A 23,229-nucleotide genomic window follows, 5' to 3' on the forward strand; every position below is an offset into this window, starting at 1 on the left:
GGCGCGAGAAGCGCCAGGAGTACGGGGCGGGCGGGCCGCTCCGCCGTACGGGCAGGCCCGTTCGCCCTACGGTTCCGCCGGGCGGGAAGGCCTGTCCACCCTTACGGCGCCGTCAGGATCCGGGGCCCCGCGGTGGTGATCGCGACCGTGTGCTCGGCGTGCGCGGCGCGTGAGCCGTCGGCCGTACGGATCGTCCAGCCGTCGCCCGCCGTGTAGTGGTCGTCCCCGCCGCCCCCGATCAGCATCGGCTCGATCGCGAGCACCATCCCGTGGCGGAGCTTCATGCCCCGACCCGGGCGGCCCTCGTTGGGGACGCCCGGGTCCTCGTGCATCGCGCGGCCGATGCCATGGCCGCCGAAACCGTCCGGGATGCCGTATCCGGCGCTTCGGCAGACCTGGCCGATGGCGTGCGCGATGTCCCCGATCCGGTTGCCGACGACGGCCGCCGCCGTGCCCGCCGCCAGGGCCTTCTCGGCGGTGGCGACGAGCCGGGCGTCCTCCGGCCTCGCCGGTCCCACCGTGAAGCTGACGGCCGCGTCGCCCGCCCAGCCGCCGAGCGTCGCCCCGAAGTCCACCGAGACCAGGTCGCCGGGGGCGAGCCGGGTGCCGTCCGGTATGCCGTGGACGATGGCGTCGTTCACGGAGACGCAGACGGTCGCGGGGAACGGCACGGGCGCCCACTCCGGGTGGTAGTCGAGAAAGGGCGATCCGGCGCCCGCCGCGTCCAGGATCCCCCGGGCGGCCCGGTCCAGCTCGGTCAGGGCGACGCCGGGCGCGGCCTTCTCCCGTACGGCCGCGAGGGCGCGGGCCACCACCCGCCCCGAGGCACGCATGGACGTCAGGTTCTCGTTCGTCTTGATCTCCACCATGCCCATTACTATACCGGTATTAGAATGGCCTCATGGTGCGCACACCCCTGACCCCCGAAGAGCGCGAACGCGGCGAACGGCTCGGCCTCCTCCTGCGCGAATCGCGCGGCGAGCGGTCCATGGCCGAGATCGCCGCCGCCGCCGGACTCTCCGCCGAGACCCTCCGCAAGATCGAGACCGGCCGGGCCCCCACCCCCGCCTTCTTCACCGTCGCGGCCCTCGCCGGAGTCCTCGATCTCTCGATGGACGAACTGATCACCCGCTGCGCGCCCGCCCCCGTCTGAGCGGTCCGCCGCTACCCGGCGGTGACGCGCTCCCGCCGCCCGCGACGGGGACCCGCCCCGCAACCCGGTGGCCTACTCCCGGATGCGCCGCGTCGGGGGCTCGGCGAGCGTGAAGACGTGCACCGTCGACAGAAGACCCTCCTCGCCGTGCTCCTCGGCCCCGCGCTTCTGCTCGGGAGCGCCTGCGGGGCCGGAAACAGCGGCACCGGGACCGGTGCCGGAGCCGTGCCCCCGGGTGTCGCGCCCGAGCACTTCCGGCACCCCGGCGTCGTCGTCGGCGGCGCCCAGCTGGCCGCGGTACGCCGCCATGTCGCCGCGGGGGAGGAGCCCTGGGCCTCCGCCTACCGGGCGATGATCCGCAGCCCGTACGCCTCGCTCTCCTACACGCCCCACCCCGCCAAGGTCGTCGCCTGCGCCTCCAACGCCGGTACGGACGCCTGCGTCGCCGAGCGCGAGGACGCCATCGCCGCCTACACCCACGCCCTCGCGTGGTCGGTGTCCGGCGAGACCGCGCACGCCGCCAAGGCGGTCGAGATCATGGACGCCTGGTCGGAGACGGTGAAGGAGCACACCCGCGACGACGCCGACCTCCAGACCGCCTGGTCGGGCTCCTCCTGGGCGCGCGCCGCCGAGATCGTGCACTCCGGCTACCCGGCGTGGGGCGGCCCCGCCGTCCAGCGGTTCAAGTGGATGCTCCGCAAGGCCTACCTCCCCGACGTCACCGCCGCCGTGCCCGACTACAACGGCAACTGGGAGCTGGCGATGACCGACGCAGCCATCGGCATGGCGGTCTTCCTGGAGGACCGCACAGTCTTCGAGCAGGCGGTACGGCGCTACCGCGCCCGGGTCCCCGCCTACTTCTACCTCTCCTCCGACGGCGCCCGGCCCAAGCCCCCGCCCGGCGGCACCATCGACACCCCCGACGAACTGGCCACCTACTGGTTCGGGCAGCGCACGTACGCCGACGGTCTCGGCCAGGAGACCTGCCGCAACTTCATGCACATCGGCTACTCGCTCGCGGCCACCGCCCACATCGCCGAGACCGCCTGGCACCAGGGACTCGACCTCTACCGCGAACAGGCCGACCGGCTCCGCGCGGCCCTGGAGTTCCACGCCCGATACCAGCTGGGCGCGACCGCCCCGAAGTGGCTGTGCGGCGGCAAGGTCGAGCGGACCATGGGCCCGGACGTCGAGGTCGCCCTCAACCACCTCGAAGGACGCATGGGCCTGAAGCTCCCGCAGACCGGGAAACTGGCGGCGAGTCAGCGCCCCGGCGGCACGGACGACCTCTTCGTGGCCTGGGAGACCCTGACCCACGCCCGTAATCCGACCCCTGCGTGAAAGACCGTTCGTGTCGGTGCGAGACCGGTATGGACCACTCGGGTATGAAACTTGATCGACCCGGCTGCATCACGGCGGCGGTCTTGCTCCGGGGTGTGACGGGGCTTACGTTCTCCTCCTACGTACCGCGTCTACGTGCGTAGAGGCTCTCTGACGCCGTGCCGAAGGAGCAGCTCATGAGCGATGTCGTACGCGCCGCGCTCGTCCAGGCCAGCTGGACGGGCGACACCGAATCCATGATCGCCAAACACGAGGAGCACGCCCGGGAGGCCGCCCGGCAGGGCGCCCGGGTGATCGGCTTCCAGGAGATGTTCAACGCCCCGTACTTCTGCCAGGTCCAGGACGCCGAGCACTACCGCTGGGCCGAGCCGGTCCCGGACGGCCCGACCGTCCGCCGCATGCGGGACCTCGCCCGGGAGACCGGCATGGTGATCGTGGTCCCGGTCTTCGAAGTCGAGGGCGAGGGCTTCTACTACAACACCGCCGCCGTGATCGACGCCGACGGCAGCTATCTCGGCAAGTACCGCAAGCACCACATCCCGCAGGTCGAGGGCTTCTGGGAGAAGTACTACTTCCGCCCCGGCAACGCCGGCTGGCCGGTCTTCGACACCGCCGTCGGCCGCATCGGCGTCTACATCTGCTACGACCGGCACTTCCCCGAAGGCTGGCGCGAACTCGGCCTCAACGGAGCCCAGTTGGTCTACAACCCGTCGGCCACCCACCGGGGCCTCTCCGCCCACCTCTGGCAGCTGGAACAGCCCGCCGCCGCCGTCGCCAACGAGTACTTCGTCGCCGCCATCAACCGCGTCGGCGTCGAGGAGTACGGCGACAACGACTTCTACGGCACGAGCTACTTCGTCGACCCGCGCGGGCAGTTCGTCGGCGACGTCGCATCCGACAAGAGCGAGGAACTCGTCGTCCGCGACCTCGACTTCGGACTGATCGCCCAGGTCCGGCAGCAGTGGGCCTTCTACCGGGACCGACGCCCCGACGCCTACGAGGGGACGGTGCGCCCGTGAAGAGCCTGCACGAGCGGCACCGGGCCGTCCTCCCCGACTGGCTCGCCCTCTACTACCGCGACCCCCTGGAGATCACCCACGGCGAGGGCCGGCACGTCTGGGATGCCGACGGACGCAAGTACCTCGACTTCTTCGGCGGCATCCTCACCACCATGACCGCCCACGCCCTGCCCGAGGTCACCAAGGCCGTCGCCGAGCAGGCCGGACGCATCATCCACTCCTCCACGCTCTATCTCGACCGGCCCATGGTGGAACTCGCCGAGCGGATCGCCGGGCTCTCCGGCATCCCCGACGCCCGGGTCTTCTTCACCACCTCCGGCACCGAGGCCAACGACACGGCGCTCCTCCTCGCCACCGCCCACCGCCGCTCGAACCAGATCCTGGCGATGCGCAACAGCTACCACGGCCGCTCCTTCTCCACCGTCGGCATCACGGGCAACCGCGCCTGGTCGCCCACCGGCCTCTCCCCGCTCCAGACCCTGTACGTGCACGGCGGCGTCCGCACCCGGGGGCCGTACGCCGGCCTCGACGACGAGCGGTTCATCGAGGCGTGCGTCGCCGACCTCGAAGACCTCCTCGGGCACACCCGGGACGTCGCCGCGCTCATCGCCGAACCCGTCCAGGGCGTCGGCGGCTTCACCTCCCCGCCCGACGGCCTCTACGCCGCCTTCCGCCGGGTCCTCGACCGGCACGGCATCCTGTGGATCTCCGACGAGGTGCAGACCGCCTGGGGCCGCACCGGAGACAACTTCTGGGGCTGGCAGGCACACGGCCAGGCGGGACCGCCCGACATCCTCACCTTCGCCAAGGGCATCGGCAACGGCATGTCCATCGGCGGAGTCGTCGCCCGCGCCGAGATCATGAACGGCATCGACGCGAACTCCATCTCCACCTTCGGCGGTTCGCCGATCACCATGGCCGCGGGCCTCGCCAACCTCGCGTACCTCCTGGACCACGACCTCCAGGGCAACGCGCGCCGGGTCGGCGGTCTGCTCATCGAGCGGATCAGGGCGGTCTGCGCGGGAGTCGAGGCGGTACGGGAGGTCCGCGGCCGGGGCCTCATGATCGGCATCGAGCTGACCGAGCCGGGCACCGACCGCGCCCACCCGGAAGCGGCCACCGCCGTTCTGGAGGCGGCCCGCGAGAACGGCCTGCTCATCGGCAAGGGCGGCGGCCACGACACCAGCACCCTGCGGATCGCCCCGCCGCTCTCGCTGACCGTCGCGGAGGCCGAGGAAGGCGCGGCAGCGCTGGAGAGCGCGCTGAGGAGCCTGTAGTTCCCGGGGGCGACGCCCGGCAGCCCGGCCGGACCGGCCGTCCCGCCGGGCGTCCCTCCCCGCGCCCGGGAGCCCGGCGCCGCCCCTGTGGCCGCCCCGCCCCGGCGCCGGACCGCCCCCGTAGTCGTACCGCCGCAACGAGCAGGGAGACTCCCGTGAGCACCCGTACCGTCATCCGGGGCGGCCTCGTCGTCACCGCCGCCGATGAACTCCACGCCGACGTGCTGATCGAGGACGGCCGGGTGGTCGCCCTCGCGGCCACCGGATCGGACGCGGCGGCGAGCTGGACCGCCGCGCGCGTCCTGGACGCCACCGACCGCTACGTGCTGCCCGGCGGCGTCGACGCCCACACCCACATGGAATTGCCCTTCGGCGGCACGTCCGCCTCGGACACCTTCGAGACGGGGACGCGGGCGGCGGCGTGGGGCGGGACGACCACGATCGTCGACTTCGCCGTCCAGAGCGTCGGGCGGAGCCTGCGCGAAGGGCTCGACACCTGGTACGCCAAGGCCGACGGCAACTGCGCGATCGACTACGCCTTTCACATGATCATGTCGGATGTGAACGCGTCGACGCTCAAGGAGATCCCCCGGCTCGTCGAACACGGCGTGACCTCGTTCAAGCTGTTCATGGCCTATCCGGGGGTCTTCTACTCGGACGACGGGCAGATCCTGCGGGCCATGCAGGTGGCCGGGGACACGGGCGGGCTGATCATGATGCACGCGGAGAACGGCATCGCGATCGACGTCCTGGTCGAACAGGCCCTCGCCCGGGGCGAGACCGACCCGCGCTTCCACGGGGAGGTCCGCAAGGCACTTCTGGAGGCGGAGGCCACGCACCGGGCGATCCAGCTGGCCCGGGTCGCGGGCTCCCCGCTGTACATCGTGCACGTGTCGGCGGCGGAGGCGCTCGCGGAGATCGCCGCCGCCCGGGACAAGGGCCTCCCGGTCTTCGGCGAGACCTGCCCGCAGTACCTCTTCCTCTCCACCGACAACCTGGCGGAGCCGGGCTTCGAGGGCGCGAAGTACGTGTGCAGTACGCCCCTGAGGCCGAAGGAGCACCAGGCGGCGCTGTGGCGGGGCCTGCGGACCGACGATCTCCAGGTGGTCTCCACCGACCACTGCCCGTTCTGCTTCACGGGCCAGAAGGACCTCGGCCTCGGCGACTTCTCGAAGATCCCGAACGGCCTGCCGGGGGTGGAGAACCGCATGGACCTCCTTCACCAGGCGGTGGTGGACGGGCACATCTCCCGGCGCCGCTGGATCGAGATCGCCTGCGCCGCCCCGGCCCGCATGTTCGGCCTCTACCCGCAGAAGGGCACGATCGCGCCCGGCGCGGACGCGGACGTGGTCGTCTACGACCCGCACGCCACCCAGGTGTTGTCGGCGCAGACCCACCACATGAACGTCGACTACTCGGCGTACGAGGGGAAGACGGTCACCGGACGCGTCGAGACGGTCCTCTCGCGCGGCGAACTCGTCGTCGACCGGCGGGCGTACGTGGGCCGGGCCGGCCACGGCACCTTCGTACCGCGCGCCACCTGCCAGTACCCGACCTAGGAGAACGACGTTGGACTTCGGAATCGTCCTACAGACCGACCCGCCCGCCTCGCAGGTCGTCGGCCTGATGCGCCGGGCGGAGCGCAACGGCTTCCGCTACGGCTGGACCTTCGACTCTGCCGTGCTCTGGCAAGAGCCCTTCGTCATCCACAGCCGGATCCTGGAGCACACCGGCAAGCTCCACGTGGGGCCGATGGTGACGAACCCGGGCACGCGTACGTGGGAGGTGACGGCGTCCACCTTCGCCACCCTCAACGACATGTACGGCAACCGGACCGTCTGCGGCATCGGGCGCGGCGACTCCGCGATGCGGGTCGTGGGCCGCGCACCGAACACCCTGGCCCGGCTCGGCGAGGCCATCGACGTCATCCGCGACCTGGCGGAGGGCCGGGAAGCCGTGGTCGACGGCACCCCGATCCGGCTCCCCTGGGTACGGAACGGGAAACTGCCGGTGTGGATGGCGGCGTACGGCCCCAAGGCCCTGGCGCTGGCCGGGAAGAAGGCGGACGGCTTCATCCTCCAACTGGCCGACCCGTTCCTGACGGAATGGATGGTGAAGGCGGTCCGGCAGGCGGCCGCCGACGCGGGCCGCGACCCCGACGAGGTGACCATCTGCGTCGCCGCCCCCGCGTACGTGACGGCCGACGACTCGCCCGAGGCCCTGGCGCACGCCCGTGAGCAGTGCCGCTGGTTCGGCGGCATGGTCGGCAACCACGTGGCCGACCTGGTCGCCCGCTACGGCGAGCACTCCGGCATGGTTCCCGAGGAACTGACGGAGTACATCAAGAACCGGCACGGCTACGACTACTCCCACCACGGCCGCACCGACAACCCCGACACCGCCTTCGTCCCCGACGAGATCGTCGACCGCTTCTGCCTCCTGGGCCCCGCCGAGGCCCACATCGGGAAACTGCGGCGGCTGGCCGGACTCGGAGTGGACCAGTTCGCGGTCTACGCCATGCACGACGACAGGGAGGGGACGATCGACGGGTACGGCAAGGACGTCATCGCGGCGCTCGGCGGAACCTGACAGGCTGACGACCCGAAGGGCCGCGCCTGGGGCCGGACGGCGGGGCTCACTTCCCGCTTCGGCGACCCACGGACATCGTGGTGGGCTCCGTCGACGGGGTGGACCCGCCAATGGGGCGCGGCCGTATGCCGGGCCGCTCCGTGCGAACTACCATGACCGGGTTCCGTCCGGGTACTGGTGAAGGAGGCGCCTCGTGTCAACTCCCGCAGCGGGCCCTGAACTCGGTGCGTTCCTCCGGGCCCACCGAGCCCTGCTCAAGCCCGAGGACGTCGGCCTGCCCGCCACGTCCCGCCGTCGGACCCCCGGCCTGCGCCGTGAGGAGGTCGCCTCCCTCTCCGGTGTCAGCATCGCCTGGTACACATGGCTGGAGCAGGGACGGGTCACCGCCTCGCGGCAGGTGCTCGAGTCCGTCGGCCGTGTGCTGCGGCTCGACGACGCGGAAGTGCGCCACGTCCTGCGGCTGGCCGGCTACTACGAGCCCGAGGCGAGCATGGCGAGGAAGTCGGTGAGCGACTCCCTCCAGCCCGTCCTGGACTCCTGGCCGACGAGCCCGGCCGTCCTGCTCGACCGGAACTTCGACCTCGTCGCGTGGAACGCGGCCTGGTCGGCGGTATGGGGCGAGCCCTCGGCCGTGCCGGCCGACCGGCGCAACCTTATGTGGTTCATGGCGGCCGACGAGCATCTGCGCGGTATCCTGCCGGACGCCGACTGGGAACCCCTCGCCATGAGTGTCTTCCAGCACTTCCGTGCCGAGGCCGGTCTCCACCCGAGGGACGCGCGCGTCGCCGAGCTGTACCGCAGGCTCGCTGCCGACGCACCCGAGCTGAGTCACTGGTGGAGCTGCCACTCCGTGGGCGAACTCACCACCAGGGTCGTCACCGTCACCCCTGCGGGCAGCGGGCCGCTCCGGATGGCGTTGTCCTCCCTGCGCCCGGTCGACGCCCCGGGCTCCCTGATCCTGCTGTTCACCCTGCGGAGCAAGGAGGACCGTGCCATCCTCGCGGACCTCGTCGACCGGCCGCTGCGGTGCGTCGCCCCGGCACGGGAAGCAGGCTGAGGGCCTGGGCCCGAGAGGGATGGACGACCGCGCCTTCGGCCCTGTCGTCGGGGTGGGGGATCACTCATCGGGCCGCGTGGTGAGCGCGGGCCCCGGACGAGTTCAGGACCGCTCCGCGCTCATCGGGTCGGTGCTCGGCACGGGCTCGGCGCCGCGGCGCAGCTGCGCGTTGACCCTCACACCACCGAACGCCGCGACCAAGGCCAGCGCGACACCGATCACCGCGGTGCCCAGCGTCAGATCGCTGAAGAAACCGACCGCCCAGGCACCGATACCCGTACCGGCGTACAGGGTGGAGGTGAGCCACGCGCTGGACGTCGCCCGCAGTTCGGGAGTGGCGGCGCCCGCGAGCGTCTGCTGATCGGTGACGAAGCCACCACTGGCCACGAACCAGACCACAACGCCCACCAGCGCCGGGATCAGACCCGGGCCCCACACGGTCAGCGCGATGCCCACGGCCAGCAGAAGCCCCCACATGGCCAGCATGGGAAGGTCTGTACGGCCCCGGACCCTGGCCCGGTCGCCCAGACGGCCGCCGACCGTCGAGCCGACGATGCTGCCGACGCCGACAAGGACGCCGACCAGGCCGAGTGCGGTCACGGACAGATCGAAGCGCTCCGCGAGGACCACGCCCATGAACGTGTAGGCACCCAGGTTCGCGGCGTTGAAGACCGTGTTGACCAGCAGGGACTTGCGCAGCGCACCATGACCCCAGGCAGCGAACACCGCGCGGGCCCGCAGGGCACCGACCGCTTTGGCCGCGCCGGTCGGAATCTGCTGGAGCAGCATCGGGACGACCGGCAGCGTGCTGATGGCCATGGCCCAGAACGCGGCCCGCCAGTCGACCGCACCCGCGAGGAAGCTGCCCAGCGGGACGCCGAGCACCTGACCGCAGGAGAAGAACGCCATGCCGAGGCCCAGGGTTCGGCCGCGCACGGTGGCCCCGGTGGTTTCCGAGATGTGCGCCCAGATGGCCGGGCCGGTGGCGGCAGCCGCGGCCCCGGCCAGCGCACGTGATACCACCAGGAGCGCCAGACCGTCGGATAGCGCGGCGGCGATGTTCGACAGCAGGAAGAGGGCCGAGCCCACCAGCAGGGTGCGACGGCGTCCCGCACGGTCGCTCACCAGGCCGAGGAAGGGCGCGCAGACCGCGTACACCAGCACGTACGCCGTGACGGTATAGGCCGCCGCCGATTCGGAGACACCGAGGTCCGAGGAGATCGTCGGGAGCAGCGGGGACACGAGGAACGTCTCGGTTCCGAACAGGAAGAGCAGGGCGAACACGGAGGTGTAGGGGCCCCAGCGGAACCGCGCAGGGAGGGGGGATGTGGAGGGAGGAGTGCCCATGACGGGAGAGGCCTTTCGAACAAGTCTCAGGGGGGTGTCGACGCCGACTCGACAACCATGACGCTCCCGACGAGGGCTAGCCAGCAAGACGTTGGTCCTGTGAGCGGAAGTAATGGCATCAATGCCTGGCTGGTCGGGGTGGGTGTTGCGTGAGGTCAACACAGCCGGGGAGACGGGCGGCTCAGCGGGCGCGGAAGGCGCTTCCGGACGAGGTCGTCGACAAGCTGTTCCTCAGCGGTTCACCCGAGGAGCGAGGGGAGCACCGAGTGGGCGCGGTGCCACGTGATTCCGGCAGCCCGCTCACAGACCTGCGCGGGACGGCCGGGCGGGTCCCGCGCCATCGGTCCAGGGGCCCGCCAGACGACCGATGTCGGCGAACCTCTCGAAGAGATCGAAGAGCGAAGGGATACGACGGAGCGGACCGGACTTCCCCTGGCGCTACGGTGAGCGCCGCCACGCATGGAGAAGAATGAATGGTCCCGGAGCGTCAGCCGCCCCGGGACCCTTGCTTAACAGGTCAGAGCGCGCAGCATGTCGGCCGTCTGCTTGCCGATATCCAGCGCGTACTGACGGGACGGCGGAACCACCATCCCGATCAGCCACACCAGGCCGATGATCGCGACCAAAAGCGTCGCGGGCACCATGAGAACCGCCCTCGCCCACGCGCTGGTCGGGAGTGTCACAGGCGCCCCCGAGGATCCGGTGCCCACGTGATTCGGTGTTGCCCTATGAGTACAGGGTGCTCTACCTTGGGTTTCAAACAGGCCTTCCCTCATCGGATGAAGGTGGAGACGGCTCCCGCGCCATCGGGGGCCGTCGATGTGTGCGCCGACGACCGGTCTCCCTCTCTTCAGAGGCTAACTGGCAGGCACCGGAGAGAAGTTCCACTCCACCGTGCGCACAGAACGCGATTTGACAAGCTTTCTGCGGAGTTCTGGCCGGATTGGATTCGCTCCCATCGCCGTCGAGGCTGGTGAAAGCACTTGTGAGCTGTGCTGCTGCCTTCGCTTCCCTGATTCCTGCTGGTTCGGTGGGGTGGCTGATTCTCGATCTGCCGCACGCCGCAAGCTGTCAACTATTTTCGACAGATGGCAAAACGGGGGTGGCTCGGGCCGTCGCACTTTGATGACTGCCCGGACTCATACGGTGATGATCTCCGGGTTCCGCTGGGGACGCGAGTACTGCGGGAGGCCATGGCGCGACTCCGGGACCTCGCCAAGCGTCCGCGGGAGGGAGGGGCTGTGGAACTTCTCGACGCGCTGGAACGCTTGAGGGCCATAGAGCTGGCCATCAGTGCCGAGAAAACGCTGATCATCGCGGAGTTGCTGGCCCATGGGGGGACCTGGCAGAAGGCGGCCGATGCCTGCAAGGTCCAGAAGCAGACACTGCACAAGGCGTTCAAGGACCAGGTCAACGCCGTCTCGCGCATCTGCAACGGTGAATCGTCCGAGAAGGTCCTGAGGCTGATGGATCTCCTCCACCCGCAGACCGTGGCATGGCTGATCCGCGTTGGGCACATTGAAGTCCACACCGCGATGGTCAACGGGCGGCGCGAACGCGTGTTTCGTCGAAACGTCCCGGCGATCGCCGCTGAACAACCCGTCAGGCGGGCTCATCGCGGTGGTTCGGCAGCCATTCCACCCAGAGCGCTGCGACACGTCCCACTCCCGCGACGCCCGTCCACCTAACCCCGATGGGTGAATTCTTCATCGGCCCCTGGGCGCGATTCGACTACGAACTCCCGGCCCGCACTCCTCGGAGGAGACTTGCGGATTGTCCGGCTCGGATCCCCAGAGGGCCCATGTGCCGGCCCCTCCGTCCTGCGGGCAGCCGCTCCGAGGGGAAAGAGGCTTCCATTTAATCCCGGACGCGGTGAACCGGCGATCCTCCCGGAGCGTCACGGTCTCTCCATCCTTGCCTTTCCACGTTCCGGTCACCGATTCGACGCCGACTCGGGACAGCTTCTCCAGGCCGCAGGCCGTGGAACAGAAGGCAACGGCCAGCGCTGGAGTCCAGAATTTTCCTGCTGATTTCATGCTCTATAGCGCCTCTCCGCCCCCGGTCTTCCCGCTCAGGCTATCGGGCCTGAGTTCGGGTCCCTGGGCCATGGGTCGGTGATGAGAAGAATGAAATCGACACGCGGCCTGGCTGGGGCGGCAGCTGCTCTCGTGGCCGTCGTGACACTGGCGGGCTGCGCGGAGCACGAGGACGCGGCGGGGCCCTCCCCGTCCGGCTCCACCGGACCGGCGTCGTCCGCGCCGACCAGACCCGCATCCAAGCCGTCCGCCGCCTCGGCGACCGCTTCCGTCGAAGAGAGCGTGAACCGCCGTCCGCCGCGGAATGGCCGGACCGGGCCGTGCGGACCGACCAGGTCCCCAGACTGGGGGAGAGCAAGGCCATCGCCGCCGGATACCGCGCGGACGACTTCCTGACCGGGCTCGCCGCACGGTGGGGCATCCCGCTCACGGGGCCACGGCTCATCGACTCGCCGGGAGGCCGCAAGACGTGGCACATCGCGGGGGCACCCCGCGTGACGGGCAGCGGCGGCAGCTGGCCATCTCCGGCGTCCCGACGGAGCAAGGCGACATGCTGACGTTCAGCTGCATGGCGATGACCAACCAGGCGATGGCCGGCGCCTTCCTGGAGGACTGGTCGGCACACGGACCCCGGGGTGGGACGCCAAGGGCGCGACCGCCTGGATCAGAACGGCGAAGGACCAGGTCGACGCGCTCTTCGCCAAGAAACAGCGTCCGGTCGTGAGTTCCCTGTACGTGTCCAAGGGTACGTGTGCGTTTCTGCGCCGTGCCAATCCAGGGACCGAGCCGTACGGGCTCTACACGCTCACCATCGCGGGCGGAGGGATCGCCGAACACTCCTGACCGGATCAGTCGAAGAGCGCGACGACTCCGACCACCCAGACCGCGATGAACGCGATGAACACGAGGCTCGCCACCAGGCAGCCGATGCCGAACCGGACGCGGTCCGCCGTCCGGGTCGGAGTCTCGTACGGCTCCTCCGGGGCCTTCCGGTAGGAGTCGGGGTCGTCCCAGTCGACGGGGTGTCCCGACTCCTCGGCGCAGGCGGTCCGTACCGCGCGCAGCCTGGCCTCCGCGAAGGGGGTGGCCGCCGTCGTCTCGGGGCCGCGCCAGGCGAGGGCCCGCATCCGCAGCCGGGGGGACGCGTACCGGGCTTCGAAGGCGGCGGTCTCGTCCGCGTCGCGGTCCTCTTCGAGGTACGTCCAGCGTCCGGCCTCGGCCGCGTCGCCGTAGAGCCGGTACACCTCGGCCAGTCGGCGGCGGAGTGCCGGATCGTGCGGGAAGGACGCGACGAGACCGCGCAGGCGTTGGCGGGCGAGGGGGACGCGACCGGCGGCCAGGTCCGTGTCGACGCGGGCGAGAGTCTCTTCCAGGGGCATGCGTGAATGATCGGTTACGGCTCCGACCTGCGTCGACCCGATATCTGGCGATGCCCGAGCCGCCCCGTTCCCGTCATCATGCCCATGCCCATGCCCATGCGCGTTCCCGGTCCCGGTCCCGCCCGACTCCCGACGGCGGAGGCCGGGTGCGGGGCGGGAACGGGGGCGGGTCCTTCGTCACGCCGGGTCGCCGGGCACCGCCTTCAGCAGGCTGTGCAGGATCGGGCCCGCCGAGCCGCCGCCCGTGACGCCCTGTTCGACGACGCACGCCACGGCCACGTTGCCGCGCCAGGCGACCATCCAGCCGTTGTTGGGATCGTCCTCGGCGACCTCCGCCGTGCCGGTCTTCGCGCCGATGCCGCCGGGCAGGTCGGCGAGGACGTGGGCCGTGCCGTCGGTGACCGTGGCCCGCATCAGCTCGCGCAGCCGGGACGAGACCTTGGCCGGGAGCGGCTTCGTCGGGACCTTGTTCCCGGCGCCGGGGACGACGGTCGGCTGATGGAAGGTGCCGGACACGGCGGTCGCCGTGACGGACGCCATGACCAGCGGGTTCGCCTGGATGCGGCCCTGGCCGATCATCGAGGCGGCCTTCTCCGTCTGGTCCGTGGGCTCCGGCACCGAGCCGTCGTACGAGGGGATGCCCACCTTCCACTCCTGCCCGACGCCGAAGTAGTCCCGGGCCACATCGCCGAGTTCGGTGTCGCCGAGCTTGTCGCGCAGGCTGATGAAGGCGGTGTTGCAGGACTTCATGAAGTCCTGTCGGAAGGTGGCGCCGGGGAACTCGGACGTCTCGACGTTGTGGAACTCCTTGCCGACGGTGAGGAACTTGGGGCAGTCCACCACGTCGTCCGGCTTCACCGCGTCCTTGAGCAGCAGCGCGCTGCTCGTCACGATCTTCCAGGTGGAGCCGGGCGCGTACGTGCCGGAGAACGCGCGGTTGAAGCCGGTGGAGGGGGAGTTCGCCAGGGCGAGGACCTCGCCGTTGTCGACCCGCAGGGCGACGAGCGAGGCGTTGCGCCCCTCGGCCGCCTCCGCCATGGCCTGGTCCGCCGCCGCCTGCCAGGTCGCGTCGAACGTCGTGGCCACCGGCTTGTCGGACCGCGGCTCCTCCTTCGCACCGAAGGTGGTCTCCGTACCCTCGATCTCACCGGAGTGCCGGTCGACGAGACGGATCGCGCCGCGCGGTCCTGAGCCGCCCCCGGCCAGCCGGTCGAGGACCGGGCCCAGCGACGGATGGGCCCCGGCCGTCAGCGGCTTCCCGTTGCGGTCGTCGACCCGCGGCTCGGTCTCCTCCTCCCGTTCCAGACGGAACTTGGCGCTGTCGCTGAGCCGGGGATGCACCAGCGAAAGGGACCAGTCGACCTTCCAGGACCCGTCCTTCTGCTTCCGTACGGGCAGCTCGGAGCGGTAGGCCCAGGTGCCGAGCCCCGTGACCGGCATCTTCGCCGCGAAGGCGACCCGGACCGTGTCGTCGTCCCGCTTCGTGACCTGCCCGGGAGTGAGCACCGGCTTGCCGATGTCCAGGCCCACGGTGAAGTTGCGCAGCACCTCCCGGGCCTTCGCGGGATCCGTGGTGCGGGCGCCCGCGCTGTCGAGCCGGCCGCCCGCCCAGTCCGCGAGGAAGCCCCGGGCAGCCGCCGTCGCCGCCGGATCGGGGGTGTCGTCGCGCCCGGCGCGAGCGGGACCGAAGGCGTAGTAGCCGCACGCGCCGACGACCGCCGCGACCGCCACGGCGATGCCCGCCCGCCGACCGCGACGACGGCCCTTGCGGTGCTGGGTGGGGGCGTTCCAGGAGGCCCCGTCGGGAGGTGAGGAGAGGTGTGTCATGCCGTGAGGAGAACAACCGGCGGGACTTTCCGTCCAATTCCGATATCGATCACCTATTGATTAAAATCGCATATGATTGCTGGTCGTGGACCTGATCAAGCACCTGGAGTGCTTTGTGGCTGTTGCAGAAGAGTCACACTTCGGCCGCGCGGCGGCCCGCCTCGGCATGGCCCAGCCTCCCCTGTCCCAGCGCGTCCGGCGACTGGAGCGGGAACTCGACGTACGGCTCTTCGACCGGACCAGCCGCCAGGTGACCATCACCAAGGCAGGACTGCTCCTCCTCCCCGAGGCACGCGAACTGCTCGCCCGCTCCGAAACCCTGTGGGCGGCCGTCCGCCGGATCAGGGACGGCGACAGCGCCCTGCTGAGAGCCGGACTCCCGCCCGACATCGCGGACGACACCGTCGCCGCCCTCCTCACCGGCTTCCAGGACCGCGTCTCCGGCGTCGAACTCGAACTCCACGAACTGTCCACCACCGACCAGCTCGCCCGCTTCGCCGCCCACGACCTCGACGTCGGACTCATCCAGCACCCCTGCGACGTCACCGGTCTCGAACTCGGCCCGGTCCTCCGCCGCGACCTCGGCGTCCTGCTGCCACGTGACGCCGGCATCGCCGCCGCCACCGAAGTGCCGCTCTCCGCGCTCACCGGCTTCGACCTGGTCCTCTTCCCCAGAGCCGGAGCGCCCGTGCTCTACGACGACCTGCTCACCCTCTGCGCCCGGGGCGGCTACCAGCCCCCCGCCATCCGGCACGGCCAGGGCGCCAGCTTCGTACGCGGTCTGGTGCGCTCCGTGGGCGCCGTCGCCTTCGGCGCGCGCGACGCGGCGACCACCGAACCCGACGCCGACCTGGTCTGGCGCCCCCTCGCGGGCGCTCCCCTGGCCTGGCGCCACTCGGTTGCCTGGCCGCGCGGGCACGGCGACACCACCGTACGGGCCTTCGCCGACGCCGCGACCCACGCGCTGCGCACCACCACCGACGCCCGCCCCGACACCCCCACCCGTCCGATGCATCTGCGCCCGGCAGCGGAGTACTGGCTGTGACCCATCCCGTGAACGCGACCGACACCACCGACCGTATCCGTGCCGCCTTCGCCGACGCCGGAGTCACCGGCAGACTGCACGCCATCGACATCGACTCCGGCGACCAACTCGGCCTGGAACCCGACCACTTGGTCTGTACGGCGAGCGTCCACAAGCTCTGTCTGCTCGTCACGCTGCACGACCGGGCCGCACACGGCGCCCTCGACCTCACCGAACAGGTCGAATGCCCGCCGGGCGCGCGCACCCCGGGCCCCACCGGGATCGCCGCGATGCTGGACGCCGTCCGGCTGTCCCTGCGGGACCTCGCGTATCTGATGATGACCGTCAGCGACAACGCGGCGGCGGACCTGCTGCTCGCCCGCGTCGGCATCGACGCCGTCAACCGGATGACGGACCGCCTCGGTCTCGATGCCACGCACGCCACCCACTCCTTCGGCGACATGCTCGCCAGCGTCCGGCAGGACGCGGGAACCGCCGGTGTCCAGGCGCTGGCCGACCCGCACGTCATCGCACGGCTGCGCGCCCTCGACCCGGCCCGCACCAACCGCAGCACCCCCCGGGACATGACCCGGCTCCTGGCCTCCGTCTGGCGCGACGAGGCCTGTATCCCCGAACACGGCGCCGCCATCAGGCGTCTGATGGGCCTTCAGGTCTGGCCGCACCGGCTCGCCTCCGGTTTCCCCTTCGACGACGTCCACGTCGCGGGGAAGACCGGATCACTGCCGACCCTGCGCAACGAGGTGGGCGTCGTCGAGTACCCCGACGGCGGGCGCTACGCCGTCGCCGTCTTCACCCGCACCGCCCACACCGCCGCCACCCTCCCCGCCGCCGACGCCGTCATCGGCACGGCCGCCCGCATCGCGGTGGACGCCCTGCGCGGCCGGATGTAGCGGGCCCCGAGCCCCCGCACGGGGAACGGCCCGGCAGGACCACCGTCCCGCCGGGCCGTTCCCTTCCATGCCCTGCCGTCAGAAGAAGACCCCGCAGCGCAGCAGCACGTTCGCGTACGGGCTGGCCTCGCCGGTGCGGACGACCAGGCGGGCCCCCGCCGTCAGCTCCTTCAGCCGCTCGTGCGAGACCAGCGTCAGACCGGGGAAGCTGTCGTCGAGGAGGGCCGACGCCTCCGGGTTCGCGGAGCGGACCTCCTCGGCCGCCGTCGCGCCCTCGATCACCAGCTCGTCCAGGAGCCCCGCCAGGACCTCCGCGAAGGACGGGACCCCGGCGCGGAACGCCAGATCCACCACGCGCGGACCCGCCGGGACCGGCATTCCGGCGTCGCACACGAGCACCCCGTCCCCGTGCCCCAACTCCGCGAGCGCGCCCGCGAGATGACGGTTCAGGATTCCGGACCTCTTCACAGCGCCGCGACCTCCTCCGCCGTCGGGTACGACTCCTGGGCACCGGCCCGGGTGACCGCGACCGCACCCACCCGCGCCGCGTACGCCGCCGCCTCCGGCAGCGCCGCGCCCTGGCCCAGACGCCAGGCGAGCGCCGCCGTGAACGCGTCGCCCGCACCGGTCGTGTCGACCGCGTCGACCCTCACCGACGGCACCCGCGTCACCGAACCGTCCGCCGCGACCAGCGCGCCCCGCTCGCCCAGCGTCACCACGACCGAGCGCGGCCCGAGCGCGAGCAGCGCCTCGGCCCGCTCCTCGGGCGAGGCGTCCGGCGCCCCGCCCGCGATGACCCGCGCCTCGTGCTCGTTCACGATCAGCGGGTCGCAGGCCGCGAGCACCTCGGCGGGCAGCGGCACCGGCGGGGACGGGTTCAGGACGAACCGGGTGCCGGACGGCAGGCTCCGTACGACCTCCACGACCGTCTCCAGCGGGATCTCCAACTGCGCCGAGACCACCCGGGAGGCGCGCAGCAGCTCCGCCGCCGAGCGGACGTCCTGCGGCGTCAGCCGCCCGTTGGCACCCGGCGACACCACGATGCTGTTGTCCCCCGAGGGGTCCACGGTGATCAGCGCGACCCCGGTGGGCGCACCGCCGACCAGGACCCCCGCGTTGTCGACCCCGGCCTCCCGCTGCGTGTCCAGCAGCAGCCGCCCGTGCGCGTCGTCGCCGACCCGCGCCAGCAGGGCCGTACGGGCTCCGAGCCGCGCGGCGGCCACCGCCTGGTTGGCGCCCTTGCCGCCCGGGTGGACGACCAGGTCGGAGCCGAGCACGGTCTCCCCGGCCGAGGGCCTGCGCTCCACCCCGATGACCAGGTCGGCGTTGGCCGATCCCACGACCAGGAGGTCGTAGTCGTACATGAGCTGTCTCCCTAGGAATGGCACGGATGCCATGGATGCCGGTGGGTCCCGGTGGACCCCGCCGGCGGTCGGAACAGGTGCCGCGGGGGTGGGCGGCGCCGTCCCGCACGACGCGCCGCCCACCCCCGTGACGAGGACACGTGCCTGGTCAGCCGGTGAACTCGGCGACGTTGTCCTTGGTGACGACCTTGACCGGGACCTTCACCGTGGTGTCGATCTTCTCGCCCTTGGCGGCCTTGACCGCGTTCTCCACGGCCAGCTTGCCCAGCAGCTTCGGCTGCTGCGCCACCGAGGCGAGGAGAGTGCCCTCCTTGACGGCGGTCAGGCCGTCCGGGGTGCCGTCGAAGCCGACGACCTTGACCGACTTGCCCGCCTTGCCGCCGAGGGCCTTGATCGCGCCGAGCGCCATCTCGTCGTTCTGCGCGAAGACGCCGGTCACGTCGGGGTGGGCCTGGAGCAGGTTGGTGGTGACGTCGAGGCCCTTGGTGCGGTCGAAGTCGGCCGGCTGCGAGGCGACGACCTTGATGCCCGGGTAGGCCTTCAGGCCCTCGGTGAAGCCCTTGCCGCGCTCGTTGGCGGCCGAGGTGCCGGTCACGCCCTGGAGGACCAGGATGGAGCCCTTGCCGCCGAGCGCCTCGGCGATCGTCTTGGCGGCGAGCTTGCCGCCCTCGACGTTGTCGGAGGCGACGGTGGTGACGACCTCGGCCTTGTTGACCGTGCGGTCGGCGGCGACGACCGGGATCTTCGCGTTGTTGGCGGCCTTGACGGCCGGGCCCGCGGCGTCGGAGTCCACCGGGTTGACGATGATCGACTTCACGTTCTGGCTGGTGAAGTTCTGGATCTGGTTGGCCTGCTGGGAGGCGTCGTTCTGGGCGTCGGTGACGGTGAGGGAGACGCCTTCCTTGTCGGCCTCGGCCTGCGCGCCGTCCTTCAGCTGCACGAAGAAGGGGTTGTTGAGGGTGGAGACCGACAGGCCCACCTTCGTACCGGAGGAACCGGACGAGCCCGAGTCGCAGGCGGTGACGGTGAGGGCGAGCGTGGCGGCGGCGGCCACGGCGACCGCGAGGTGCTTGGTACGCATGGTGTTCTTCCTTGCGGGTGAGGGTGATCCCGGAGAACGGGAGGTGGGGGCGTGGGGGCCGGTGGGGGGTGTGGGGGTGTGGGGGGAATCCGTATGGGGGCCCGGTCGGGCGGGTCCGGGGGTCCGGTCAGGCGCGTCGGCGCAGGGTGTCCACGAGGACGGCGAGCGCGATGACGACACCGATGACCACCTGCTGCCAGAAGGCGGAGACCGAGAGCAGGTTGAGGCCGTTGCGGAGGACCGCGAGGATCAGCGCGCCGATGAGCGTGCCCGACGCCTTGCCGACGCCGCCGGAGAGGCTGGCGCCGCCGATCACGACCGCGGCGATGGCGTCCAGCTCGTATCCGTACGCCGCCTGCGGCTGGGCCGAGGCCAGCCGGGAGGCGAGGACGATGCCCGCGACGGCGGCGAAGCCACCGGCCAGGGCGTAGATGACGAGCTTCTGGCGCTTGACGCGGATGCCGGAGAGCCGGGCCGCTTCCTCGTTGCCGCCGATCGCGTACATCGTGCGGCCGATGTAGGTGCGGTTGAGGATTACGGCGGTGATCAGGCCCATCGCGATCATCACCAGGACCGGAACCGGCAGCCAGCCGCCGAGGGTGGTGCCCAGCCGGGAGATCGAGTCGGGGAAGGCGATGGGGCTGCCCTGGGAGATCACCAGGGCCAGACCGCGGCCGATCGACAGCATGGCGAGGGTCGCGATGAAGGGCGGCAGCTTGCCGAAGGAGACGAGCGCGCCGCTGACCAGACCGCAGGCGATGCCGGTGCCGAGGGCGAGCAGGACCGAGATCCAGACCGGCAGGCCCATGGTGGTGGCGGTGTAGGCGAGGACGGTGGCCGACAGGGCGGCGACCGAGCCGACCGACAGGTCGATGCCGGCCGAGACGATCACGAAGGTGACGCCGAAGGCCAGGATCGCGGTGACGGCCGCCTGCACGCCGATGTTGAGAAGGTTCTGGGTGGCGAGGAAGTCCCCGGAGAGGAACGACATCACCACGGCCAGGACGACCAGCGCGGTCAGCGCGCCGTTGTCGAGGAGCATGCGGCGCAGCACGTGGGCCTTGCCCGTGTCCGTACTGCTCTTGAGCGTGTCAGTGGCCACGGGAGACCTCTTCATCCTTTACTGCGGTGTCCGTTGTCGCTGCGGCGCTGACGGCCAGCGCCATGACGGCGTCCTGCGTCGCGTCGTGCGCGGCGAGTTCGCCCGCGATCCGGCCCTGGGACATGACCAGGACGCGGTCGCTCATACCCAGGACCTCGGGGAGGTCGCTGGAGATCATCAGAACGGCGTGACCGGAGGCGGTCAGCTCGTTGATCAGCTGGTAGATCTCGACCTTGGCGCCCACGTCGATGCCGCGGGTCGGCTCGTCGAGGATCAGCACCTTGGTGTCGGCGAGCAGCCACTTGCCGATGACGACCTTCTGCTGGTTGCCGCCGGAGAGGGTGCCCACGCGCTGGTGCAGTCCGGCCATCCGGACCTTCAGCTGCCGGGAGATCCGGTCGGCGGCCTCGCGCTGCCCGGCCCGGTCGACGAAACCGGCGCGGCTCGCCCGGCCGAGGGTGACCAGGCCGAGGTTCTCCTGCACGGTGGCGTCGAGCACCAGGCCCTGGCCCTTGCGGTCCTCGGGGACCAGGCCGATCCCGGCGTCCATGGCCGCGTTGACGTCACCCGGGCGCAGCGGACGGCCCTGGACCTCGACGGTGCCGGAGTCGTAGGGGTCGGCGCCGAAGACGGCGCGGACGACCTCGGTCCGGCCGGCGCCGACGAGCCCGGCGAGGCCGACGACCTCACCGGCCCGCACCTCGAAGCCGACGTCGTGGAAGGTGCCGGTGCGGGTGAGCCCGGCGACCTTGAGCAGCGGCGCCCCGGTCTCCCCGCGTTCGCGCGGGTACTGCTGGTCGATGCTCCGGCCGACCATCAGCCGCACCAGTTCGTCCTCGGGGGTGCTCGCCGGGACCTGGTCGACGCTGCGGCCGTCGCGCAGGACGGTGACGCGGTCGCCGAGGGCGGCGATCTCCTCCAGGTGGTGGGTGATGAAGACGATGCCGACGCCTTCCTCGCGCAGCCTGCGCACGATCCGGAAGAGCTTGTCGACCTCTTCGGTGGTCAGGACGGCGGTGGGCTCGTCCATGATCAGCACCCGGGCGTCCAGGCTCAGGGCCTTGGCGATCTCGACCATCTGGAGCCGGGCGATGCCCAGTTCGCGTACCGGGGTGCGCGGGTCGACGTCGACGCCGACCCGGGTCAGGAGCGCGGCGGCGTCGGCCTCCATCCGCTTGCGGTCGATGAGACCGAAGCGGCGGGGCTGGCGGCCCAGGAAGATGTTCTCGGCGACGGTCAGGTCGGGAACGAGGTTGAACTCCTGGTAGATCGTGGCGATTCCGAGGCGCTCGGAGTCCTGCGCGCCCTGGATGCGCACTTCCTGGCCGCCGACGGTGATCCGCCCGGCGTCGGGCCGGTAGGCGCCGGAGAGCATCTTGATGAGGGTGCTCTTGCCCGCGCCGTTCTCGCCGAGCAGGACGTGCACCTCGCCCCGGCGCAGGTCGAAGTCGACGCTGTCGAGCGCCACCACGCCGGGAAAGGTCTTGCGGATGCCTTCGATGCGCAGCAACTCGTCCGGGTTGCTCACGGCGTGCTCCTTCGCGGGGATGAGGGCCGCGCGGTGGGGGAGTGCGCGGCGGACGGTTCGCCGCAGGAGCGGCGTACGACGAGACGGGCGGGGAGGGTGACGGACCGGGCGGTCCGTCCTTCGACGCGATCGACGAGCGCGCGTACGGCGGACCGGCCGAGTTCGGCGGTCGGCTGGGAGATCGCGGTGATCGCCGGATCGGTGTGCGTGAACCAGGGGATGTCGTCGAACGCGGCGAGCGCGATGTCGTCCGGGATCCGCAGTCCGCGCGCCCTGATGGCGTCCAGCGCGCCGAGCGCCATCAGGTTGTCGGCGGCGAAGACCACCTCGGGCGGCTCGGCCAGGTCGAGGAACCGCTCGGTGGCCCGGCGTCCGCTCTCGGCCTGGAAGTCGCCCTGGCCCGTGTAGGCGTCGGGGAGCGGGAGCCCGTACTCGCCGAGGGCGGCGCGGAAGGCCTCCACGCGTTCGCTGCCCGTGGTGGTCGCCGCCGGGCCCGCGATGATCGCGAGCCGGCGGTGGCCGAGGGCGTGCAGATGGGCGACGAGGTCGTGCACGGCGGCCCGTCCGTCGGCGCGTACGACGGGGACGTCGACGCCCGGGATCCAGCGGTCGACGAAGACCATGGGGGTGCCTTCGCGGGCCGCGTTCAGCATGAGCGGGGAGCCGCCGTCGGTGGGGGAGACGAGCAGCCCGTCTATCCGCCGGTCGAGCAGGGTCCGCACATGGTGGTCCTGGAGGTCGGGCCGCTCGTCGGCGTTGCCGATGATCACGCTGTAGCCGAGCGCGCGGGCCTCCTCCTCGACCGAGCGGGCCAGGTCGGCGAAGTACGGGTTCACCACGTCGCTGATGACCAGGCCGAGGGTGCGGGTCTCATCGGTGCGCAGGGACCGGGCGACGACGTTCGGCCGGTAGCCCAGCTCCTCGACGGCGGCCCGTACCCGGGTGCGCGCGTCGGCACTGACCGACGGGTGGTCGTTGAGGACGCGGGAGACCGTCGCGACGGACACGCCCGCCGCGGCGGCGACGTCCTTGATGCTCGCCATCGCCGGAAACACCTCCTTGTGAGTCCGTTCGCACAGATCGCCGTGGAATCGTTTACACGGGCGATATGGAGGATTGGAATCGATTACACGGGGATGAATCAAGGGTGAATGGGCGGTCGAGACCTGATTGTGACCTGATGTGAGGGTGTCC

General features: G+C 71.2%; 20 protein-coding genes and 1 pseudogene. 11 read left to right on the forward strand and 10 right to left on the reverse strand.

Annotated features, from left to right (window positions below):
* Positions 1-101: 101 nt before the first annotated feature.
* Positions 102-869 carry a type I methionyl aminopeptidase gene (gene map, locus BU197_RS27135; RefSeq protein WP_188270944.1) on the reverse strand — a complete coding sequence of 256 codons (768 nt, stop codon included), beginning with the start codon at positions 867-869 and terminating at the stop codon, positions 102-104.
* Positions 870-901: 32 nt separating this feature from the next.
* On the opposite strand from map, the gene BU197_RS27140 reads away from it, so the two are divergent.
* The 7 genes from BU197_RS27140 (at position 902) to BU197_RS27170 (ending at position 8,436) form a co-directional block, all read left to right on the forward strand.
* Positions 902-1,153, forward strand: a complete 252-nt coding sequence (locus BU197_RS27140; protein WP_188270945.1) for a helix-turn-helix domain-containing protein — start codon at positions 902-904, stop codon at positions 1,151-1,153.
* 117 nt (positions 1,154-1,270) lie between these two features.
* Positions 1,271-2,494 (forward strand): alginate lyase family protein, encoded by a 1,224-nt coding sequence (locus BU197_RS27145; RefSeq protein ID WP_188270946.1) that lies wholly within the window; start codon positions 1,271-1,273, stop codon positions 2,492-2,494.
* Positions 2,495-2,670: 176 nt separating this feature from the next.
* On the forward strand, positions 2,671-3,513 hold the full coding sequence (locus tag BU197_RS27150; RefSeq protein ID WP_188270947.1) for a nitrilase-related carbon-nitrogen hydrolase: 843 nt from the start codon (positions 2,671-2,673) through the stop codon (positions 3,511-3,513).
* On the forward strand, positions 3,510-4,790 hold the full coding sequence (locus BU197_RS27155; protein ID WP_188270948.1) for an aspartate aminotransferase family protein: 1,281 nt from the start codon (positions 3,510-3,512) through the stop codon (positions 4,788-4,790). The genes BU197_RS27150 and BU197_RS27155 overlap by 4 nt, the downstream gene beginning before the upstream one ends.
* Before the next feature lie 155 nt (positions 4,791-4,945).
* Positions 4,946-6,349, forward strand: a complete 1,404-nt coding sequence (hydA, locus tag BU197_RS27160; RefSeq protein WP_188270949.1) for a dihydropyrimidinase — start codon at positions 4,946-4,948, stop codon at positions 6,347-6,349.
* A 10-nt stretch (positions 6,350-6,359) separates the two neighbouring features.
* A complete protein-coding gene (locus tag BU197_RS27165) occupies positions 6,360-7,379 on the forward strand; it encodes a TIGR03842 family LLM class F420-dependent oxidoreductase (protein WP_188270950.1) in 1,020 nt (339 codons plus the stop codon).
* A gap of 193 nt (positions 7,380-7,572) precedes the next feature.
* Positions 7,573-8,436: a helix-turn-helix transcriptional regulator gene (locus BU197_RS27170; RefSeq protein ID WP_188270951.1), complete on the forward strand. Its 864-nt coding sequence runs from the start codon at positions 7,573-7,575 to the stop codon at positions 8,434-8,436.
* 102 nt (positions 8,437-8,538) lie between these two features.
* On the opposite strand, the gene BU197_RS27175 is transcribed toward BU197_RS27170, so the two are convergent.
* Positions 8,539-9,720, reverse strand: a complete 1,182-nt coding sequence (locus tag BU197_RS27175) for an MFS transporter (RefSeq protein ID WP_188270952.1) — start codon at positions 9,718-9,720, stop codon at positions 8,539-8,541.
* 572 nt (positions 9,721-10,292) lie between these two features.
* Positions 10,293-10,427 carry a hypothetical protein gene (locus BU197_RS31140; RefSeq protein ID WP_262928277.1) on the reverse strand — a complete coding sequence of 45 codons (135 nt, stop codon included), beginning with the start codon at positions 10,425-10,427 and terminating at the stop codon, positions 10,293-10,295.
* 597 nt (positions 10,428-11,024) lie between these two features.
* On the opposite strand from BU197_RS31140, the gene BU197_RS27180 reads away from it, so the two are divergent.
* Entirely contained in the window at positions 11,025-11,471 is a 447-nt protein-coding gene (locus tag BU197_RS27180) for a hypothetical protein (protein WP_188270953.1), read from the forward strand.
* A 1,068-nt stretch (positions 11,472-12,539) separates the two neighbouring features.
* Positions 12,540-12,662, forward strand: a complete 123-nt coding sequence (locus tag BU197_RS31145; protein WP_262928278.1) for a hypothetical protein — start codon at positions 12,540-12,542, stop codon at positions 12,660-12,662.
* Between the two features lie 5 nt (positions 12,663-12,667).
* Here the strand turns inward: BU197_RS31145 and BU197_RS27185 are convergent, their stop codons facing one another.
* Positions 12,668-13,198, reverse strand: a complete 531-nt coding sequence (locus BU197_RS27185; RefSeq protein WP_188270954.1) for a DUF6584 family protein — start codon at positions 13,196-13,198, stop codon at positions 12,668-12,670.
* Positions 13,199-13,375: 177 nt separating this feature from the next.
* On the reverse strand, positions 13,376-15,025 hold the full coding sequence (locus BU197_RS27190; RefSeq protein ID WP_188270955.1) for a penicillin-binding transpeptidase domain-containing protein: 1,650 nt from the start codon (positions 15,023-15,025) through the stop codon (positions 13,376-13,378).
* Between the two features lie 85 nt (positions 15,026-15,110).
* On the opposite strand from BU197_RS27190, the gene BU197_RS27195 reads away from it, so the two are divergent.
* The gene (locus tag BU197_RS27195) at positions 15,111-16,070 is read left to right on the forward strand and encodes a LysR family transcriptional regulator (RefSeq protein WP_188270956.1); all 960 of its coding nucleotides are present in this window, start codon (positions 15,111-15,113) and stop codon (positions 16,068-16,070) included.
* Entirely contained in the window at positions 16,067-16,960 is an 894-nt protein-coding gene (locus BU197_RS27200; protein ID WP_411158541.1) for a serine hydrolase, read from the forward strand. The genes BU197_RS27195 and BU197_RS27200 overlap by 4 nt, the downstream gene beginning before the upstream one ends.
* A gap of 78 nt (positions 16,961-17,038) precedes the next feature.
* On the opposite strand, the gene rbsD is transcribed toward BU197_RS27200, so the two are convergent.
* From rbsD to BU197_RS27225, 5 genes and pseudogenes are all read right to left on the reverse strand, one after another.
* Positions 17,039-17,428: a D-ribose pyranase gene (rbsD, locus tag BU197_RS27205; RefSeq protein WP_188270957.1), complete on the reverse strand. Its 390-nt coding sequence runs from the start codon at positions 17,426-17,428 to the stop codon at positions 17,039-17,041.
* On the reverse strand, positions 17,425-18,324 hold the full coding sequence (locus BU197_RS27210; protein ID WP_188270958.1) for a ribokinase: 900 nt from the start codon (positions 18,322-18,324) through the stop codon (positions 17,425-17,427). Before BU197_RS27210 ends, rbsD begins: the two co-directional genes overlap by 4 nt.
* Before the next feature lie 148 nt (positions 18,325-18,472).
* Positions 18,473-20,507, reverse strand: a pseudogene (locus tag BU197_RS27215) (substrate-binding domain-containing protein).
* A complete protein-coding gene (locus BU197_RS27220) occupies positions 20,497-22,035 on the reverse strand; it encodes a sugar ABC transporter ATP-binding protein (RefSeq protein WP_188270959.1) in 1,539 nt (512 codons plus the stop codon). The pseudogene BU197_RS27215 and the gene BU197_RS27220 overlap by 11 nt, the downstream one beginning before the upstream one ends.
* Positions 22,032-23,078, reverse strand: coding sequence for a LacI family DNA-binding transcriptional regulator (locus BU197_RS27225; protein ID WP_188270960.1), 1,047 nt, complete (start codon positions 23,076-23,078; stop codon positions 22,032-22,034). The genes BU197_RS27220 and BU197_RS27225 overlap by 4 nt, the downstream gene beginning before the upstream one ends.
* Positions 23,079-23,229: the final 151 nt, after the last annotated feature.

The organism is Streptomyces sp. CBMA291 (assembly GCF_014596525.1).
GTDB lineage: Bacteria > Actinomycetota > Actinomycetes > Streptomycetales > Streptomycetaceae > Streptomyces.

Excerpts from the sequence above, each read along its gene's own strand:
- BU197_RS27140 (WP_188270945.1), top strand. The coding sequence starts at position 902 with ATGGTGCGCACACCCCTGACCCCCGAAGAGCGCGAACGCGGCGAACGG.
- BU197_RS27225 (WP_188270960.1), bottom strand. The coding sequence starts at position 23,078 with ATGGCGAGCATCAAGGACGTCGCCGCCGCGGCGGGCGTGTCCGTCGCG.
- BU197_RS31140 (WP_262928277.1), bottom strand. The coding sequence starts at position 10,427 with ATGGTGCCCGCGACGCTTTTGGTCGCGATCATCGGCCTGGTGTGGCTG.
- BU197_RS27190 (WP_188270955.1), bottom strand. The coding sequence starts at position 15,025 with ATGACACACCTCTCCTCACCTCCCGACGGGGCCTCCTGGAACGCCCCC.
- BU197_RS27210 (WP_188270958.1), bottom strand. The coding sequence starts at position 18,324 with ATGTACGACTACGACCTCCTGGTCGTGGGATCGGCCAACGCCGACCTG.
- BU197_RS27185 (WP_188270954.1), bottom strand. The coding sequence starts at position 13,198 with ATGCCCCTGGAAGAGACTCTCGCCCGCGTCGACACGGACCTGGCCGCC.
- BU197_RS27150 (WP_188270947.1), top strand. The coding sequence starts at position 2,671 with ATGAGCGATGTCGTACGCGCCGCGCTCGTCCAGGCCAGCTGGACGGGC.
- map (WP_188270944.1), bottom strand. The coding sequence starts at position 869 with ATGGTGGAGATCAAGACGAACGAGAACCTGACGTCCATGCGTGCCTCG.